The sequence below is a fragment of the Pseudomonas sp. Irchel 3H7 genome (genome assembly GCF_900187605.1).
Classification (GTDB): Bacteria; Pseudomonadota; Gammaproteobacteria; order Pseudomonadales; family Pseudomonadaceae; genus Aquipseudomonas.
The window spans coordinates 197,750-214,435 of record NZ_FYEA01000005.1 but is presented as its reverse complement, the minus strand read 5'-3'; the positions used below and the strand labels follow the sequence as shown (position 1 = coordinate 214,435).

14 protein-coding genes and 1 riboswitch are annotated in these 16,686 nt (G+C 59.6%); of the genes, 6 read left to right on the top strand and 8 right to left on the bottom strand.

Annotation, left to right across the window (positions count from 1 at the left end; translation table 11 throughout):
- Nucleotides 1-53 precede the first annotated feature (53 nt).
- Nucleotides 54-1,460, bottom strand: a complete 1,407-nt coding sequence (locus CKW38_RS11355) for an adenosylmethionine--8-amino-7-oxononanoate transaminase (RefSeq protein ID WP_095112782.1) — start codon at nucleotides 1,458-1,460, stop codon at nucleotides 54-56.
- 223 nt (nucleotides 1,461-1,683) lie between these two features.
- Between CKW38_RS11355 and CKW38_RS11350 the strand changes: the two genes are divergently transcribed.
- From CKW38_RS11350 to CKW38_RS11340, 3 genes are all read left to right on the top strand, one after another.
- Entirely contained in the window at nucleotides 1,684-3,453 is a 1,770-nt protein-coding gene (locus CKW38_RS11350) for a flavin monoamine oxidase family protein (RefSeq protein WP_095112781.1), read from the top strand.
- A 348-nt stretch (nucleotides 3,454-3,801) separates the two neighbouring features.
- Nucleotides 3,802-4,353, top strand: coding sequence for a cytochrome b (locus tag CKW38_RS11345; protein ID WP_007913713.1), 552 nt, complete (start codon nucleotides 3,802-3,804; stop codon nucleotides 4,351-4,353).
- A gap of 31 nt (nucleotides 4,354-4,384) precedes the next feature.
- On the top strand, nucleotides 4,385-4,960 hold the full coding sequence (locus CKW38_RS11340; RefSeq protein WP_095112780.1) for a YceI family protein: 576 nt from the start codon (nucleotides 4,385-4,387) through the stop codon (nucleotides 4,958-4,960).
- A gap of 183 nt (nucleotides 4,961-5,143) precedes the next feature.
- Here CKW38_RS11340 and CKW38_RS11335 read toward each other — a convergent pair whose 3' ends face one another.
- The 4 genes from CKW38_RS11335 to ahcY form a co-directional block, all read right to left on the bottom strand.
- Nucleotides 5,144-7,027 (bottom strand): DEAD/DEAH box helicase, encoded by a 1,884-nt coding sequence (locus tag CKW38_RS11335; RefSeq protein ID WP_007913716.1) that lies wholly within the window; start codon nucleotides 7,025-7,027, stop codon nucleotides 5,144-5,146.
- A 222-nt stretch (nucleotides 7,028-7,249) separates the two neighbouring features.
- Nucleotides 7,250-8,062 carry an ABC transporter substrate-binding protein gene (locus CKW38_RS11330; RefSeq protein ID WP_007913718.1) on the bottom strand — a complete coding sequence of 271 codons (813 nt, stop codon included), beginning with the start codon at nucleotides 8,060-8,062 and terminating at the stop codon, nucleotides 7,250-7,252.
- Nucleotides 8,063-8,254: 192 nt separating this feature from the next.
- On the bottom strand, nucleotides 8,255-9,100 hold the full coding sequence (gene metF, locus CKW38_RS11325; RefSeq protein ID WP_064388104.1) for a methylenetetrahydrofolate reductase [NAD(P)H]: 846 nt from the start codon (nucleotides 9,098-9,100) through the stop codon (nucleotides 8,255-8,257).
- Nucleotides 9,101-9,273: 173 nt separating this feature from the next.
- Entirely contained in the window at nucleotides 9,274-10,683 is a 1,410-nt protein-coding gene (gene ahcY, locus CKW38_RS11320) for an adenosylhomocysteinase (RefSeq protein WP_007913721.1), read from the bottom strand.
- Nucleotides 10,684-10,706: 23 nt separating this feature from the next.
- Nucleotides 10,707-10,806, bottom strand: a riboswitch (S-adenosyl-L-homocysteine riboswitch).
- A 198-nt stretch (nucleotides 10,807-11,004) separates the two neighbouring features.
- On the opposite strand from ahcY, the gene CKW38_RS11315 reads away from it, so the two are divergent.
- Both CKW38_RS11315 and CKW38_RS11310 read left to right on the top strand, forming a co-directional pair.
- Nucleotides 11,005-11,412 carry an acyl-CoA thioesterase gene (locus CKW38_RS11315; protein WP_007913723.1) on the top strand — a complete coding sequence of 136 codons (408 nt, stop codon included), beginning with the start codon at nucleotides 11,005-11,007 and terminating at the stop codon, nucleotides 11,410-11,412.
- Between the two features lie 186 nt (nucleotides 11,413-11,598).
- Nucleotides 11,599-12,495, top strand: coding sequence for a formate/nitrite transporter family protein (locus CKW38_RS11310; RefSeq protein ID WP_095112779.1), 897 nt, complete (start codon nucleotides 11,599-11,601; stop codon nucleotides 12,493-12,495).
- Between the two features lie 2 nt (nucleotides 12,496-12,497).
- Here CKW38_RS11310 and CKW38_RS11305 read toward each other — a convergent pair whose 3' ends face one another.
- Both CKW38_RS11305 and CKW38_RS11300 read right to left on the bottom strand, forming a co-directional pair.
- Complete coding sequence (locus CKW38_RS11305; RefSeq protein WP_095112861.1) at nucleotides 12,498-13,748, bottom strand: cation:dicarboxylate symporter family transporter; 1,251 nt, start codon at nucleotides 13,746-13,748, stop codon at nucleotides 12,498-12,500.
- 76 nt (nucleotides 13,749-13,824) lie between these two features.
- The gene (locus CKW38_RS11300) at nucleotides 13,825-14,238 is read right to left on the bottom strand and encodes a VOC family protein (RefSeq protein ID WP_095112778.1); all 414 of its coding nucleotides are present in this window, start codon (nucleotides 14,236-14,238) and stop codon (nucleotides 13,825-13,827) included.
- Between the two features lie 91 nt (nucleotides 14,239-14,329).
- On the opposite strand from CKW38_RS11300, the gene CKW38_RS11295 reads away from it, so the two are divergent.
- The gene (locus tag CKW38_RS11295) at nucleotides 14,330-15,193 is read left to right on the top strand and encodes a LysR family transcriptional regulator (protein ID WP_095112777.1); all 864 of its coding nucleotides are present in this window, start codon (nucleotides 14,330-14,332) and stop codon (nucleotides 15,191-15,193) included.
- A 31-nt stretch (nucleotides 15,194-15,224) separates the two neighbouring features.
- Here the strand turns inward: CKW38_RS11295 and CKW38_RS11290 are convergent, their stop codons facing one another.
- On the bottom strand, nucleotides 15,225-16,487 hold the full coding sequence (locus tag CKW38_RS11290; protein WP_095112776.1) for a sodium:proton antiporter: 1,263 nt from the start codon (nucleotides 16,485-16,487) through the stop codon (nucleotides 15,225-15,227).
- Nucleotides 16,488-16,686 lie beyond the last annotated feature (199 nt).

Genomic DNA, 16,686 nt, shown 5'->3' with positions numbered 1-16,686 from the left:
GCGTCCCGGGCTGCATTCCCACGCGGAGCGTGGGAACGAGCGAGTAAACCGGATCAACCCGGATCGCGGAAGCCGGGGTGGAAGTCTTTCGGCACGGCCACGCTGACGCTGTCACGCGTGGCAATGTCGATGCCTTCGCTAGCCACTTCTGCGAGGAAGTCGATCTGCTCCGGGGTGATCACGTACGGCGGCAGGAAATACACCACGCTACCCAGCGGACGCAGCAACGCGCCACGCTCCAGCGCATGCTGGAACACTTTCAGACCGCGACGTTCCTGCCAAGGGTAGGCCTCTTTGGTGGCTTTATCCTTGACCATCTCGATGGCCAGCACCATGCCGGTCTGGCGCACTTCGGAGACGTTCGGATGATCGACCAGATGCGCCGTCGCCGAGGCCATGCGCTGGGCCAGCGCCTTGTTGTTCTCGATGACGTTGTCCTGCTCGAAGATATCCAGCGTTGCCAATGCCGCCGCGCACGCCAGCGGGTTGCCGGTGTAGCTGTGCGAATGGAGGAAGGCGCGCAGGGTTGGATAGTCATCGTAGAACGCGCTGTAGACCTCGTCGGTGGTCAGGCACGCGGCCAGCGGCAAATAGCCGCCGGTCAGCGCTTTCGACAGGCAGAGGAAGTCCGGGCGGATGCCGGCCTGTTCACAGGCAAACATGGTTCCGGTGCGACCGAAACCAACGGCGATTTCGTCGAGGATCAAATGCACGCCGTAGCGATCGCAGGATTCGCGCAGCAGCTTGAGGTACACCGGGTGATACATGCGCATGCCGCCAGCGCCCTGAATCAGCGGCTCGACGATCACTGCCGCGACGCTGTCATGGTTCTCGGCCAAGGTCTGTTCCATGGCCGCGAACATGTTGCGCGAATGTTCTTCCCAACTCATCCCCTCGGGGCGCCCGTAGCAATCCGGGCTCGGCACCTTGATGGTGTCCATCAGCAGCGCTTTGTAGGTCTCGGTGAACAGCGGCACGTCACCGACCGCCATCGCCGCCATGGTTTCGCCGTGGTAGCTGTTGGTCAGGGTGACGAAGCGCTTCTTGTTCGGTTGACCGCGATTGAGCCAGTAGTGAAAGCTCATTTTCAGCGCGACTTCGATGCAGGACGAACCGTTATCGGCGTAGAACACCCGGTTCAGCCCTTCCGGCGTCATCTTCACCAGACGTTCGGACAGCTCGATCACCGGTTGATGGCTGAAGCCAGCCAGAATCACGTGCTCCAGTTGATCGACCTGATCCTTGATGCGCTGGTTGATGCGCGGGTTGGCGTGGCCGAACACGTTGACCCACCACGAGCTGACCGCGTCGAGGTAGCGCTTGCCTTCGAAGTCTTCGAGCCAGACGCCTTCGCCGCGCTTGATCGGGATCAGCGGCAGCTGTTCGTGGTCTTTCATCTGGGTGCAGGGATGCCACAACACCGCGAGGTCGCGTTGCATCCACTGGTTATTCAGGCCCATTTACAGTCTCCTCGAGGCGGCTCGCGTCAGGCGCGGGCAAACAATCGCGCAAGCCTATGCAATGCATCGCGCGGGGACAACCCATTGTGTCGATTGAGCTACTTTGTATGAGCCGATAGACGTCGCTGGCGGCGTTTTGATGGCTAACGTATTCTTCGCGGTTCTTTGGGTCGTCTGACCCGCAAAACTGCTTTTTCCTACGTGTATTTCCGGAGTTCGCTGAATGTCTGTCGGTTGGCTGCGCGCCTGTGCGCTGGTGATGTTGGGGCTGTTCAGCGTTACAGCGCTGGCCAAGGATAAAACTGCAATCGTGATCGGCGGCGGCCTCTCGGGTCTGACTGCCGCTTATGAACTGCAAAACAAAGGCTGGCAGGTCACCCTGCTGGAAGCCAAGCCGAGCCTGGGCGGACGCTCGGGCATGGCCACCAGCGAGTGGATCGGCAACGACAAGACCCAGCCGGTGCTGAACAAGTACGTGTCGACGTTCAAGCTGGGCACCACGGCGGCACCTGAGTTCGTGCGGACCCCGGGCTACCTGATCGACGGCGAGTATTTCTCTGCCGCCGATCTGGCGACCAAGCAACCGGCCACCGCCGATGCCTTGAAGCGCTATCAGAAAACCCTCGACGATCTGGCGCGTTCGATCGACGATCCGCAGAACCCGGCGGCGACCAGTACGTTGCACGCACTGGACCAGATCACCGTATCGAGCTGGCTCGACAAGCAGAACCTGCCGGCCACAGCGCGTCAGCTGATCAACCAGGACATCCGCACCCACTACGACGAACCTTCGCGTCTGTCGCTGCTGTACTTCGCGCAGCAGAACCGCGTGTATCGCGGCATCTCCGACCGCGACCTGCGTGCTTCGCGTCTGGTCGGCGGCAGCCAGGTGCTGGCGCAGGCGTTCGTTAAACAGATCAAGACGATCAAGACCAATTCGCCGGTGTCGGCGATCAATCAGGACAAGGATGGCGTGACCGTCAAGGTCGGCAGTGTTGGTTATCAGGCTGATTACGTTGTACTGGCCGTGCCATTGCGTGCGCTGAACAAGATTGCTTTGACGCCGGCGCTGGATGCCCAGCACATGGCCGCGATCAAGGGCACCAACTACGGCTGGCGCGACCAGATCATGCTGAAGTTCAAGACGCCGGTGTGGGAAAGCAAGGCGCGCATGTCCGGCGAGATCTACAGCAACACCGGTCTCGGCATGCTCTGGATCGAACCTGCCCTGAAGGGCGGCGCCAACGTGGTGATCAACCTGTCCGGCGACAATGCCCGCGTGATGCAGGCGTTCGGCGACAAGCAGATGGTCGATCAGGTGCTGATCCGTCTGCACGCGTTTTATCCACAGGCCCGTGGCTCGTTCACCGGTTATGAAATCCGTCGCTACAGCACCGACCCGTCGATGGGCGGCGCCTACCTGGCTTACGGCCCGGGGCAGATCAGCAAGTTCTGGCGCCTGTGGGAACGTCCGCTGCAACGCGTGACCTTCGCCGGCGAACACACCGACACCTTGTACCCGGGAACTCTGGAAGGCGCACTGCGCACTGGCCAGCGAGCGGCCAGTCAGGTTGAAGATCTGGCGGCGGGCAAATCGTTCGAGCCAGCCAAAGTGCTGCCGGCTGCAGCAGCGGCAGGCGCGGCGGGTGCCGTGGCGGCGAAGAAGGGCAACTTCTTCACTAATCTGTTCGGCGGTTCGGATGACGAGAAGAAGCCTGAGCCAGTGAAGGCGCCAGAGCCGGCACCTGCTCCGGTCGCTCCAGCACCTGCGCCGACCCCGGCACCTGCGCCAGCTCCGGTGGAAGCGCCGAAGCCTGCAGCTCCGGTAAAGGCTGAGCCTGCGAAGAAAGCGGCAGCCAAGCCTGCGGCGAAGAAGCCGGCGGCTAAAACCGAAGCGAAAAAGCCTGCGGCGAAACCGGCGGCGAAGAAGGCTGAACCGGCGAAGAAGCCAGCGGCCAAGCCTGCGGCAACGACCGAGACCAAGGCGCAGTAAGCCTTGCGGTGAATGAAGAAGCGCGGCGTTTATGCCGCGCTTTTTTTTTGCCTGTGAGGGCCCCATCGCTGGCAAGCCAGCTCCCACAGGTTTCTGAGGTGAACGCAGAATTTATGAACGCCACCGACCACTGTGGGAGCGGGCTTGCCCGCGATGAAGCCTGTCCAGACAGCGCATCATCAGGATCTGCCACCTAACATCCCGCCACACTTTCCCCGTTAATCTTTCCTTAACAAGCCACTTCCAGACTCTTGATCGTATTTCTCGATATTTCAAAGCAAAATTTTCCGCTTTAATTCGATAGATAACTCGCTAGTCTTGGTTCGCAGTTCTCACAGGATTTGGGCAATGCAGCTACGTAACTCTTCTTCGCGCTATGGTTGGGTCAGCATCTTCATGCACTGGGGCGTGGCGCTGGTGGTCTTCGGGCTGTTTGCGCTGGGCCTGTGGATGGTCGGGCTGGATTACTACAGCAGCTGGCGCAAAGAGGCGCCGGATCTGCACAAGAGTATCGGCCTGGTGTTGCTGGCCGTGATGGTGTTGCGGGTGCTGTGGCGTTTTATCAGCCCACCGCCGCCGACGCTGCAGAGCTACAGCCGCATGACCCGTATCGGCGCCAAGTTCGGCCACGGGTTTCTGTATCTGGCGCTGTTCGCTGTGATGCTTGCCGGTTACCTGATTTCCACCGCAGACGGTGTCGGGATTCCGGTGTTTGGCCTGTTTGAAGTTCCTGCACTGGTTTCCGGGCTACCGGATCAGGCAGATACCGCTGGGGTGATTCATCTCTGGCTGGCGTGGGCACTGGTAATTTTTTCCGGTCTCCATGCGTTGGCAGCATTGAAGCACCACTTTATCGATCGTGATGCGACCCTGACGCGAATGCTCGGTCGCAAAGCCTGAAATTCAACCTCGACTCAAAGGAAAAGAAAGCATGTTGAAAAAGACTCTGGCCGCTCTGGCAATCGGTTCTGCACTGCTCTCGGCCCAGGCCATGGCGGCGGACTACAAAATCGACAAGGAAGGTCAGCACGCCTTCGTTGACTGGAAAATCAGCCACCTGGGTTACAGCTTCATCCACGGTACTTTCAAAGATTTCGACGGTACGTTCTCGTGGGATTCGGCCAAGCCTGAAGCCAGCAAAATCTCCGTCGATGTGAAAGCCGCCAGCCTTTGGTCGAACCACGCTGAACGTGACAAGCACATCGCCAGCAAAGACTTCCTCGACGTGGGCAAGTTTGCTGACGCCAAGTTCGTCTCCACCGCTGTTAAGTCGACCGGTGAAAAGACTGCTGACGTGACTGGCGACCTGACCCTGCACGGCGTGACCAAGCCTGTGACCTTCAAGGCCACGTTCAACGGCGAAGGCAAGGATCCATGGGGCGGCGAGCGTGCTGGTTTCAACGCGAAGACCACCCTCAACCTGAACGATTTCGGGATCAAGGGCCCAGGTCCTACCTCGCAAACTGCGGATCTGGACATCTCGCTGGAAGGCGTGAAAGTTAAGTAACTTTCTCCTCGCCACATAAAAACGCCCCCGGTTGAAAGGCCGGGGGCGTTTTTTATTGCCTGCCACAACCCTGATCCCCTGTAGGAGCTGCCGAAGGCTGCTCCTACAGAAAGCGGGTTTGGGTCGTCCATAAAAAATGCCCCGGCTCTTTCGAGGCGGGGCATTTTTCATTGCAGCGTCAAATCAGCGATTGCGGGTCAGCAAGGCTGGTTTTTCGCCACGCGGGCGGCTTGGCAGTTGATCAAGCTGCTCAGGCGTCGGGAAGCGATCGGCTTTCGATTCCTTGTGCATGATCTTCGGGCCGGTGCTGCGCGGGTTCTGCACGGCTGGCTCGCTGCGTGGCTGATCGTCACGGGCTGGACGGCGGTTGCGCGAGGACGAAGCGGAATCGTCGCGACGACCCGACTGACCGTCACGCGGTGCACCATTGCGCGGGCCGCTGCGTTTGGCCGGTGGGGTGCCGGTGCTCGAACCGTTGCTGTTGCGCGGGCCGTTCTGGCGACCCTGCGACTGACCGCCGCGAGGTGCGCCCGAACCTGCGCCAGCACCTTGAGCCGGTGCGCCTGGACGACGACCACGGCCGCCAGCAGGAGCCGGTTTCGGCACGTAGTCAACGCGGTTACCGAAGTTATCGATATCGTCGTCGAGGAATTCGTCCGGTGCGCGATCAGCTGCCGCACGTGGCGGTTGGCTCGGACGCTGTTCGCGGCTCGGAGTACCTTCGCGCGGTTTCTGCTGACGGGCAGGGCGCTCGCCACGTTCACCGGCCGGTTTTTCCTTGCCCTTGTCTTTGCCTTTGTCCTTACGACCGCCACCACCGCCGCCGCCATTCGGCCCGTCGCCGCGTGGGCCACGTGGATTGCGCGGGTTACGCACGTCCGGACGTTCACGCACTTCCGGCTTCTCGGCTTCAATGGTGCTCGAATCGAAGCCCATCAGGTCGCCGTCGGCGATTTTCTGTTTGGTCATGCGTTCGATGCTTTTCAGCAGTTTTTCTTCGTCCGGCGCGACCAGCGAAATCGCCTCGCCCGAACGACCGGCACGGCCAGTACGGCCGATACGGTGAACGTAATCTTCATCGACGTTCGGCAGTTCGAAGTTGACCACGTGTGGCAACTGATCGATGTCCAGACCGCGCGCGGCGATGTCGGTAGCCACCAGGATACGCACCTGGTTGGCCTTGAAGTCGGCCAGCGCTTTGGTCCGTGCGTTCTGGCTCTTGTTACCGTGGATCGCCACAGCCGGCAGGCCGTGCTTGTCCAGGTACTCGGCCAGACGGTTGGCGCCGTGCTTGGTGCGGGTGAACACCAGCACCTGTTCCCACGCGCCGGCGGTGATCAGGTGCGCCAGCAGCGCACGCTTGTGGCTGGCCGGCAGACGGAACACGCGTTGTTCGATGCGCTCGACCGTGGTGTTCGGCGGCGTCACTTCGATGCGTTCCGGGTTGTGCAGCAGCTTGCCGGCGAGGTCGGTGATGTCTTTGGAGAAGGTTGCCGAGAACAGCAGGTTCTGACGCTTGGACGGCAGACGCGCGAGAACTTTTTTCACGTCGTGCACGAAACCCATGTCGAGCATGCGGTCGGCTTCGTCGAGGACGAGGATTTCCACGTGGGACAGGTCAACGCTGCCCTGGCCGCAGAGATCGAGCAAACGACCCGGGCACGCAACGAGCACGTCAACACCACGGGACATGGCCTGAACCTGTGGGTTCATGCCAACGCCGCCGAAGATGCAGGCGCTGACGAATTTCAGGTCACGGGCGTAGATCTTGAAGCTCTCGTGAACCTGGGCCGCGAGTTCGCGGGTCGGGGTCAGGACCAGTACGCGCGGTTGGCGCGGGCCATGACGCTGGGATTTGTCCGGGTGACCATTGGGGAACAACCGCTCCAGGATCGGAAGGGCGAAACCGCCGGTTTTACCGGTACCTGTCTGTGCCGCAACCATCAGGTCGCGACCTTGCAACACGGCGGGAATGGCCCGCTGTTGCACCGGAGTAGGCTCGGTATAGCCCGCATCTTCGATGGCGCGGACTAAAGCCTCGGAGAGACCGAGGGAAGCAAAGGACATGAGTAATCCTGTTTTAGTTAGGGCTTGGCCCAATGGGAGTCTTGCCTGGCGCGAATCACGTTTAAGAGGACGCAATCCCGTCCGGTCCTGCTGCGGTTCCGAAGGCACGTCTGGAGCGCTCGCGCGGGCTGCAAAGCTGCGCTGTAGCGGGTCGAGAGGCCTGTTACGGTTCCGGGCGTCCGGGCGTGAGCCTGGCGGGAACGCCGGAGTATAACAGAGCAATCACTGCGCGCTGCTTTCCTGCTGCTCAACGGTTTTGCCGCTGGCCGTGGCTGAATTCATTGATGGGCTGCTGGCGGGGGCGGCGCCGTAGCGTGCGCTCAGCTCGGCGTAGGCCGGTTCGCGCTTGAATCGCTTGAGCTCGGCGCCAAACCGCTGCACCAGCAAATCCATGCCGGCATTGCGTCGAACCGCGAGAAACTGGCTCTGACGGCTAATAACCGTCGGGTTTTCGGTGATTTGATCGCGAATATTCAGCTCATCGAGCAAATGCTGACCGACGCGACGGTCAGTGATCAGCAAGTCAATGCGACCGCGCACCAGTTTGCCGAAGTTGGCTTCGTGGGTCGGGGCCGGTTCACGGGTAAACAATGTTGATTCGCTGAAGTCTGGGCTATAGAGATAACCCGGCGAGGTGCCGATGGTCAGGCCTTTGAGTTCTTCGAGTTTGCTGAACGGGTGCGGCCGGTCGTTGGCGTAAAACATCACGAATTCGACGTCCGACAGCGGCTCGCTCGGGTAGAGCAGGGTGGCGTCGCGCTCATCGCTATGGAAGATATCCAGCGCGCCATCGGCAAGGCCGGTTTCAAGCATCGACAGGCAACGCTTCCACGGCAGGAATTGCCATTCGACTTCTATGCCCAGCCGTTTGAAGACGATGGCCGTGGTTTCGTAATCCAGTCCGAGGTTCTTACCGTTCTCTTCATAGACGTAAGGCGCCCACGGCTCGGTGACAATACGCAACTTCTCGCCTCGAGCGGCGAAGCTCAGGCAAGCAAAAACCAGCACGGCGAATAACTGCGTGATCAAAGGCATGGCTTGAGATTACGACGAGAAACGCGAAAGAGCCAGAAAGTGCCTGCACAAGCTCTAATTCGGGGATTTAAAAGCAAAAGATCGCAGCCTTCGGCAGCTCCTACAGGTGTAATTAAATCCTGTGTAGGAGCTGCCGAAGGCTGCGATCTTTTGATCTTGCTTGTTGCTTTCAGCTTGAAGCTTGCCGCTGTTTCAACGCGGCAACTTCAGGTTATTCCAGATCGCCAGACTCGGCTCAGCCTGGTTCATGGAATAGAAGTGCAGCCCCGGCGCGCCGCCCTGCAACAGGCGTTCGCACATCTCGCTGACGACTTGCTCACCAAAGCGCTGAATGCTTTGTGTGTCATCGCCGTAGGCTTCCAGTTGCTTGCGGATCCAGCGCGGGATTTCCGCACCGCAGGCATCGGAGAAGCGCGCGAGTTTGCTGTAGTTGGTGATCGGCATGATCCCCGGAACGATTGGCAGATCGACACCCTGCGCCTGCAAACGGTCGACGAAATAGAAGTAGCTGTCGGCGTTGAAGAAGTACTGGGTGATTGCGCTGTCGGCGCCGGCACGGGCCTTGCGCACGAAGTTGGCGAGATCGTCTTCGTAGTTGCGTGCTTGCGGATGCATCTCCGGGTACGCAGCGACTTCGATGTGGAAATGATCACCGGTTTCTTCACGAATGAATTCAACCAGTTCATTGGCGTGACGCAGCTCGCCGCTGGTCATGCCCATACCAGACGGCAGGTCACCACGCAGGGCGACGATGCGCTTGATGCCGGCAGCCTTGTACTCGTTCAGCAGGCCGCGCAGGTCGTCCTTGCTGTCGCCGACGCACGACAGGTGCGGTGCGGCCGGTACTTTGACTTCGCTTTCCAGTTGCAGAACGGTGTTGAGGGTGCGATCACGGGTCGAACCACCAGCGCCATAGGTGCAGGAAAAGAAGTCAGGATTGTATGTGGCCAGCTGACGGGCAGTGGCGAGCAGTTTTTCATGCCCAGCATCGGTCTTGGTCGGGAAGAACTCGAAGCTGTAGCGACGGTCTTGGGACATGGTCATACCCTTGGAAACACGTAAGCCGGACGCTGCACCCTGTAGGAGCTGCCGCAGGCTGCGATCTTTGCAGATCATAAGATCGCAGCCTGCGGCAGCTCCTACACAGAGCGGTCAGCAGCGCCAGTCAGGCAACGCGGTGCGCCAGGCACACCGCGTCGACGCTCAGCCAATCAGTAGCGGTAAGCGTGTGGCTTGAACGGGCCTTCGACGGTCACGCCGATGTAGTCAGCCTGTTGCTTGGTCAGTTGAGTGACCACGCCACCGAAGCCGCGAACCATTTCCAGGGCCACTTCTTCGTCGAGTTTCTTCGGCAGTACTTCAACGGTCAGACGCTCGGCTTTCTGGGCTGGCGACAGGTCGGCGTACTTCTGGCCGAACAGGAAGATCTGCGCCAGAACCTGGTTGGCGAACGAACCGTCCATGATGCGGCTTGGGTGGCCAGTGGCGTTACCCAGGTTTACCAGACGGCCTTCGGCCAGCAGGATCAGGTAGTCGTCGTTCTGAGCGTCGAAAGCGCCCGGGCCGGTACGGTGGATCTTGTGTACCTGTGGCTTCACTTCTTCCCATGCCCAGTTCTTGCGCATGAAAGCGGTGTCGATCTCGTTGTCGAAGTGACCGATGTTGCAGACAACAGCGCGCTTCTTCAGAGCTTTGAGCATATTCGCGTCGCAAACATTGACGTTACCGGTGGTGGTCACGATCAGGTCGATCTTGCCCAGCAGCGCTTTGTCGATGCTTGCTTCGGTGCCGTTGTTGATACCGTCGATGAATGGCGAAACCAGTTCGAAACCGTCCATGCACGCCTGCATGGCGCAGATCGGGTCAACTTCGGAAACCTTAACGATCATGCCTTCCTGACGCAGGGACTGAGCCGAGCCCTTGCCCACGTCACCGTAACCGATGACCAGCGCTTGCTTGCCGGACAGCAGGTGGTCAGTACCGCGCTTGATCGCGTCGTTCAGGCTGTGACGGCAGCCGTACTTGTTGTCGTTCTTGGACTTGGTCACCGAGTCGTTGACGTTGATGGCCGGGATTTTCAGCTCGCCCTTGGCCAGCATGTCCAGCAGACGGTGTACGCCGGTGGTGGTTTCTTCGGTCACGCCGTGAACGCGATCCAGTACTTGTGGGTACTTGTCGTGCAGCAACTGAGTCAGGTCGCCGCCGTCGTCGAGGATCATGTTGGCGTCCCATGGCTGGCCATCCTTCAGGATGGTCTGCTCCAGGCACCACTCGTACTCTTCTTCAGTTTCGCCTTTCCAGGCGAAAACCGGGATACCGGCAGCAGCGATAGCGGCAGCAGCCTGATCCTGAGTCGAGAAAATGTTGCACGACGACCAACGTACTTCGGCACCCAGGGCAACCAGGGTTTCGATCAGCACGGCAGTCTGAATGGTCATGTGGATGCAGCCGAGGATCTTGGCGCCTTTCAACGGCTGTTCGCCGGAATACTTGCGACGCAGACCCATCAGAGCCGGCATTTCCGATTCGGCGATGATGGTTTCGCGACGGCCCCAGGCAGCCAGGGACATGTCGGCAACTTTGTAATCGTTAAAATCTGCAGGCGTGATAACAGCGCTCATGAAGAGCCTCCATTCGTAATGTATGCGAATGGGCGCCGTTGTGCGTTTAGTGTCCAGCCTAAGGCCGGTCAACGCCCCATCCGAGCCTGACAGGTTGAACCTGCTGCAGCGCCCCTCGGACAGGTGGCGGGAAAACGGTATCAATTGAAGATGACCGTTTTGAAACGGGGGCGATTATAGCCGTCTAGACTGATCTTCCAAAGGGTTTCTGTCGGCCAGATGAAGATCGTTAATGACGACCATAGTCGAAGCCGCATGGAGCCTGACCGCTCAGTCTGCCAAGATACCGTCCATCGTTCGGCAAGACACTCAGGAGTGAAGATGAATTTCCACACCCGCAAATGGGTAAAACCCGAAGACCTCAACCCCAACGGCACCCTGTTCGGCGGCAGCCTGCTGCGCTGGATCGACGAGGAAGCGGCGATTTACGCCATTGTGCAGTTGGGCAATCAGCGCGTGGTGACCAAGTACATTTCCGAAATCAACTTCGTCAGCGCCTCGCGCCAGGGCGACATCATCGAACTGGGCATTACCGCCACCGAATTCGGCCGCACCTCGATCACCCTGACGTGCGAAGTGCGCAACAAGATCACTCGCAAGAGCATTCTCACCGTTGAGAAGATGGTTTTTGTGAACCTCGGTGAAGACGGTTTGCCGGCACCGCACGGGCGCACTGAAATCAAGTACGTCAAAGACCAGTTCCAGGAAGATGAGTTAGTCAGCGAGTAATGCGAGCTCTGTAGGAGCTGCCTCAGGCTGCGATCTTTTGATCTTGTTTTATAGAGGCAAGATCAAAAGATCGTCCGATCGCGGCCCGAGCCTTCGGCAGCTCCTACACTATTAGCGTGGCGCTCACAGAACGTATTCCAAGCCTCAAGGGTCGTAGGTAAACACCACCCCCACGGTTCCCACGCCATGACCACTCCCACCGACGGCAAGACCCCCGATCTCTCGGCCAAAGAGCAACACGAAGTCGAGAAAAACCAGCCGCCCCGCGCGGCCGTTCTGCACGAAATCATCCGCAGCCAAGGCGATCAGGAACTGGAGCGCAGCATCGCCGCGCTGTGGTGGTCGGCGCTGGCGGCCGGGCTGACCATGGGCTTGTCATTGATGGGCATGGGCCTGCTCAACTCGCGCCTGCCCGACGGTGACGAATTCAAGGTGATCGCCAGCTTCGGTTACTGCGCAGGTTTTCTCGCGGTGATCCTCGCCCGTCAGCAACTGTTCACCGAAAACACCCTGACTGCCGTGCTGCCGGTCATGACCAAGCCGACCCTGCAAAACTTCGGCCGGCTGATCCGCCTGTGGACGGTGGTGCTGGTCGGCAACCTGTGCGGCACGATTCTGGTCGCGTACGTGATGCTCGAACTGCCGATCTTCGACACCAAGACTGACCACGCCTTTCTCGAAATCGGCCGCAAGGTCATGGAAAACCACGCCAGCCAGATGTTCGCCAAGGGCATCGTTTCCGGCTGGATGATCGCCACTATGGTCTGGATGATTCCGTCCATGGAGAGCGCGAAGATGTGGATCATTATCCTCATCACCTACCTGATGGCGCTCGGCGACTTCACTCACATCGTGGTGGGTTCGGCGGAGGTGTCATATCTGGTGTTCGCCGGCGAGTTGCCGTGGAGTGATTTCTGGATGGTCTTCGCCGGGCCGACGCTGGCGGGGAACATCATTGGTGGCAGCTTTATCTTTGCGCTGATCAGCCATGCGCAGATTCGCAGCGAGAGCGGCGCGCCAAAGACGGATAAACCCGCCTCTGGCGAATCCCGCGAGGATGATTCAGACAGCAAAAGCCGATAGTTTCAGGCGTTGAACGGCGGGCTGACCGGTGACGCGGCCGGCTCGCTTTCAGGCGCCTTGAGCTGGCCTTCCCAACGTGCAATGACCAGCGGCGCCAGCGCGTTGCCCAACACGTTCAGCGCAGTCACCGGCATGTCCATCAACCGGTAAACGCCAGCGATGATCGCCACGCCTTCCACTGGCAATCCGGCGGCGGTCAGCGTTGCCGTCAGAATGATGAACATGAAGCCCGGCACGCCCGCCGCGCCTTTGGATGTCAGCACCATGATCAGCACCAGCATCGCCTGATCTGCCAGACCCAGGTCAATGCCATAAGCCTGAGCGATGAACAATGTGCCCAGCCCTGCAAACAGTGATGCGCCGTCGAGGTTGAACGAGTAGCCCAGCGGAATGACCATGCTGGTAATCGGGCGCGGCGCTCCATAGCGTTCCATTTTTTCGATCAACTGCGGCATCACCGTGGCCGAAGCAGCGCTGCTGTAGGCCAGCAGTAGTTCACTGCGTATTTCGCGGATAAGGTGGAAAAAACGGATCCCGGCCATTCGCGCCACCAAACCCAGCACGCACAATGCGAACAGCAACACCGCCACATAAGTGATGCCGATCAGCTTGGCCAGTGGCAGTAAGGCGCTCAGGCCAAAGCTGGCTACAGTCACGCCGATCAGGCCGAAAATACCGATCGGCGAATAGTGCATGACCAGATGCGTGACTTTGAACATGGTGTCGGAAACCGCCTGCATCACCGCGATCAGCGGCGCCTTCTGTTGCTCGGGCAGCATCGACAAGGCGCAGCCGAACAGGATGGCAAAGAACAACACCGACAGCAGTTTGCCCTGCGACATGGCCAATACGATGTTGTCCGGGACGATGTTGACCAAGGTTCGACCCAGGTTCTGCGTTTCACCCGTAGTGGCCAGGCCGGTGACCGGTGCTTGCAAGGTGCTGCTGAAATCCGCGCCAGCGCCGGGCTGGAATACATTGCCGATGATCAGCCCGAAGACGATGGCGATGCTGGTGATCGTGAAAAAATACACCAGTGTTTTTATCCCGACCCGTCCCAAGGCCTTGGTACTGCCCGCGCCGGCAATGCCAACGACCATGCAGGCAAAGACCAGCGGTACGACGATCATTTTCATCAGCCTGATAAACAGGTCGCCCGCCGGTTGCAGCAGGTTGTCGATAAACCAGGCTTTGTGTTCGGGAAACTGGTTGAGGAGGATGCCGACGACGACCCCGGCGGCGAGCCCGATCATGATGCGAGTGACCAGGCTGGTGGATGTTTTGCTACTCATGCTGTGCCCCTTTTTATTGTGTTTGTTGGGGTTGGAATCAATGCGCAAACAGACCGTTGAAGTCCTTGAAGCCTTTGACTTCGATCGGGTTGCCGCTGGGGTCAAGGAAGAACATCGTGCGTTGCTCGCCCGCTTCGCCGGCGAAACGAATCACCGGTGGGATTTCAAAGTGAGTGCCCAGGCGGTTCAGCCGCTCGGCCAGTTCCAGCCATTCCTCTAGCGGTAGCACCACACCGAGGTGTGGCATCAGCACCTTGTGCTCGCCGACCTGCCCGGTGCGGGTTGTCGCGAAGGGTTTGCCCAGGTGCAGCGAGAGTTGATTGCCGAAAAAGTCGAAGTCGACCCACGTCTCTGTACTGCGGCCTTCAGTGCAGCCCAACACATCTCGATAAAAAGTCCGCGTCTGTTCCAGGTCGCAAACATGGTATGCAGCGTGAAAAGGTCTGTTCATGTGATAGCCCTGAGTGAAGGAGCACTCAGGGTAAACAGGCCATGCGGCGGGGCAAAACGGCTTCGTCTTGTTCTGAGCGAAAGGAAAACTTATGGACGTGCGCTTTCTTCAAAGCCTGATCGCAGTAGTTGAAACCGGTTCGATTGCGGCCGCCGCTCGCCGCGAAAACCGCACGGCGGCGGCGATCAGTCAGCGAGTTCAGGCACTCGAACGGTCACTGGGTTATGCCTTGTTGGTGCGCACCGCGCATGCCGTACGGCCATCGGATCTCTGTCTGCAGGTGCTGCCGCAAATCAGGGCGATCATCGAACAGGCGCAGGCGTTGCAAAACGATCTGAACCACGATGCTCTGACGGGAGAGGTGAAGATTGGCGCGATCTCGACGGCGTTGACGGGTGTGTTGCCGGGGTTGATCGAGCGATTGGCATTTTCGGCGCCGGCGTTGAAGCTGAAGATCACGCCCGGGGATTCAAAAAGCCTTTACGAAAAAGTGCTGGCGGGCGAACTGGATGCGGCGATTCTGGTCAGGCCACCATTTCAGCCACCCAAGGCTCTGGCGCTGACCGTGCTTAAGATCGAGCCGTTGGTTCTGGTTGCTCCGGCCACGCACACCGGGCAATCGCTGGAAACATTGCTGCGTGCAGGTCCATTCATACGTTACGACGCGCGTTCATGGGGCGGGCAGATTGCACAGCGCTACCTCGACGAGCAGGCGATCGAGCCGAATTTGCTGTGTGAACTGGATGCGCTGGAAACCATCGTCATGCTCGTCAATCAGGGGATGGGAGTGTCACTGGTGCCGCAATGGGCCGGGATGGCGCTGGACGGAATGTATGTCCTGCCGGTGGAAAAGGAGCAGCGTTATTCGCGGGAACTGGTGGTGATGCACAGCTCGACGCCGCACCGCCCGTTGGCGATGCGACATCTGCTCGAATTACTCTGCGATCCGTCATGAAAGTACTCCACGACGGCGCCGCAGTGATGTGTCAGTGTGCGGTTTCGGTCGCAGCACTCGGCTCGTTGCGAGTCGCGTGTTTGACCAGTTTGCCGATGGTCAGCCCCTGCAACAGGATCGACGACAGCACCACGATGTAAGTGATGCTCAGCAGCAGATCGCGCTCCGGGCCCAGCGGCAGGGCCAGCGCCAGTGCCACCGAAACACCGCCGCGCAAGCCGCCCCAGGTCAGAATGCGGATGGTGCCGGCGGGCACTGTCCGCCAGCGTCGCAGCAGCAGAATCGCTGGTGCTACGGTGAGCAGGCGCGAGAGCAGAATCGCCACCGCCAGCAAACCTGCCGCTGCCATGTGCAGCCAGTTGAATGGCAGCAGCAACAGTTCCATGCCGATCAGCGCGAACAACAGCGCGTTGAGCATGTCATCGAGCAATTCCCAGAAACCGTCGAGATAGCGGCGGGTCATGTCATTCATCGCCAGATTGCGCCCGACGTTGCCGATGATCAGACCGGCCACCACCATCGCGATCGGCGCGGAAACGTGAATCTCGGTGGCCATCGCCGAACCGCCAATGACCAGCGCCAAGGTCAGCATCACTGTGATCTGATGCTGCTCGACGCTTTTGATCATTCGATAAACCAGATAACCGATCAGACCGCCGAACAGCACACCGCCGATGGCTTCATGAACGAACAACATCGCGGTGGCGCTGACGGTCGGGGTTTCGCCGAGTTGGGCGATGCCCAGCAGCACGGTGAACACCACGACGGCCGTGCCGTCGTTGAACAGCGACTCACCGACAATGGTGGTTTTCAGCGGCTTCGAGGCGTTGGCGGTACGCAGCACGCCGAGCACGGCAATCGGGTCGGTCGGCGAAATCAGCGCGCCGAACAGCAAGCAGTACAAGAAGCTCACGTGCCAGCCGAACAGGGCAAAAATGTAATAGGCGAGGCTGCCGATCACCGTGGTGGCAATCAACACACCGAAAGTCGCCAACAGACCGATGGGCCAGCGGTAGCTGCGCAGATCGTTGAGGTTAACGTGCAAGGCGCCGGCGAACAGCAGGAATGAGAGCATCCAGTTCATCAGCAGATCGCCGAAGTCGATCTGGCCGATCAGTTGCTGCACGCGTTCTTCGAGACCGGGGTAGCCGAGCACGCTCAGGCCTTGCAGGATCAGCGAGAACAGCAGTGCGGTGACCATCACGCCGATGGTCGGCGGCAGGCCGATGAAGCGGAAGTTGACGAAGGTGAGGAGGGTGGTGAGGCAGATGAAAGCGGCGACAAGTTCAAGCATCCGGGGTCCTTTGGATGAGGGGTGAAAGATAGCGCACCGAATCTTTGGTGCAGGGGTTGGATGGGCTGAGTCAGGATCGGGACACAGTTGATGGTGTGATGAGATCAAGAGCCCCCTCACCCCAGCCCTCTCCCTTGGGGAGAGGGGGAAAGGGAGCAGATCTTCAAGTCTTTCAGGGCCTGAGTTCGGCTCGAAATTT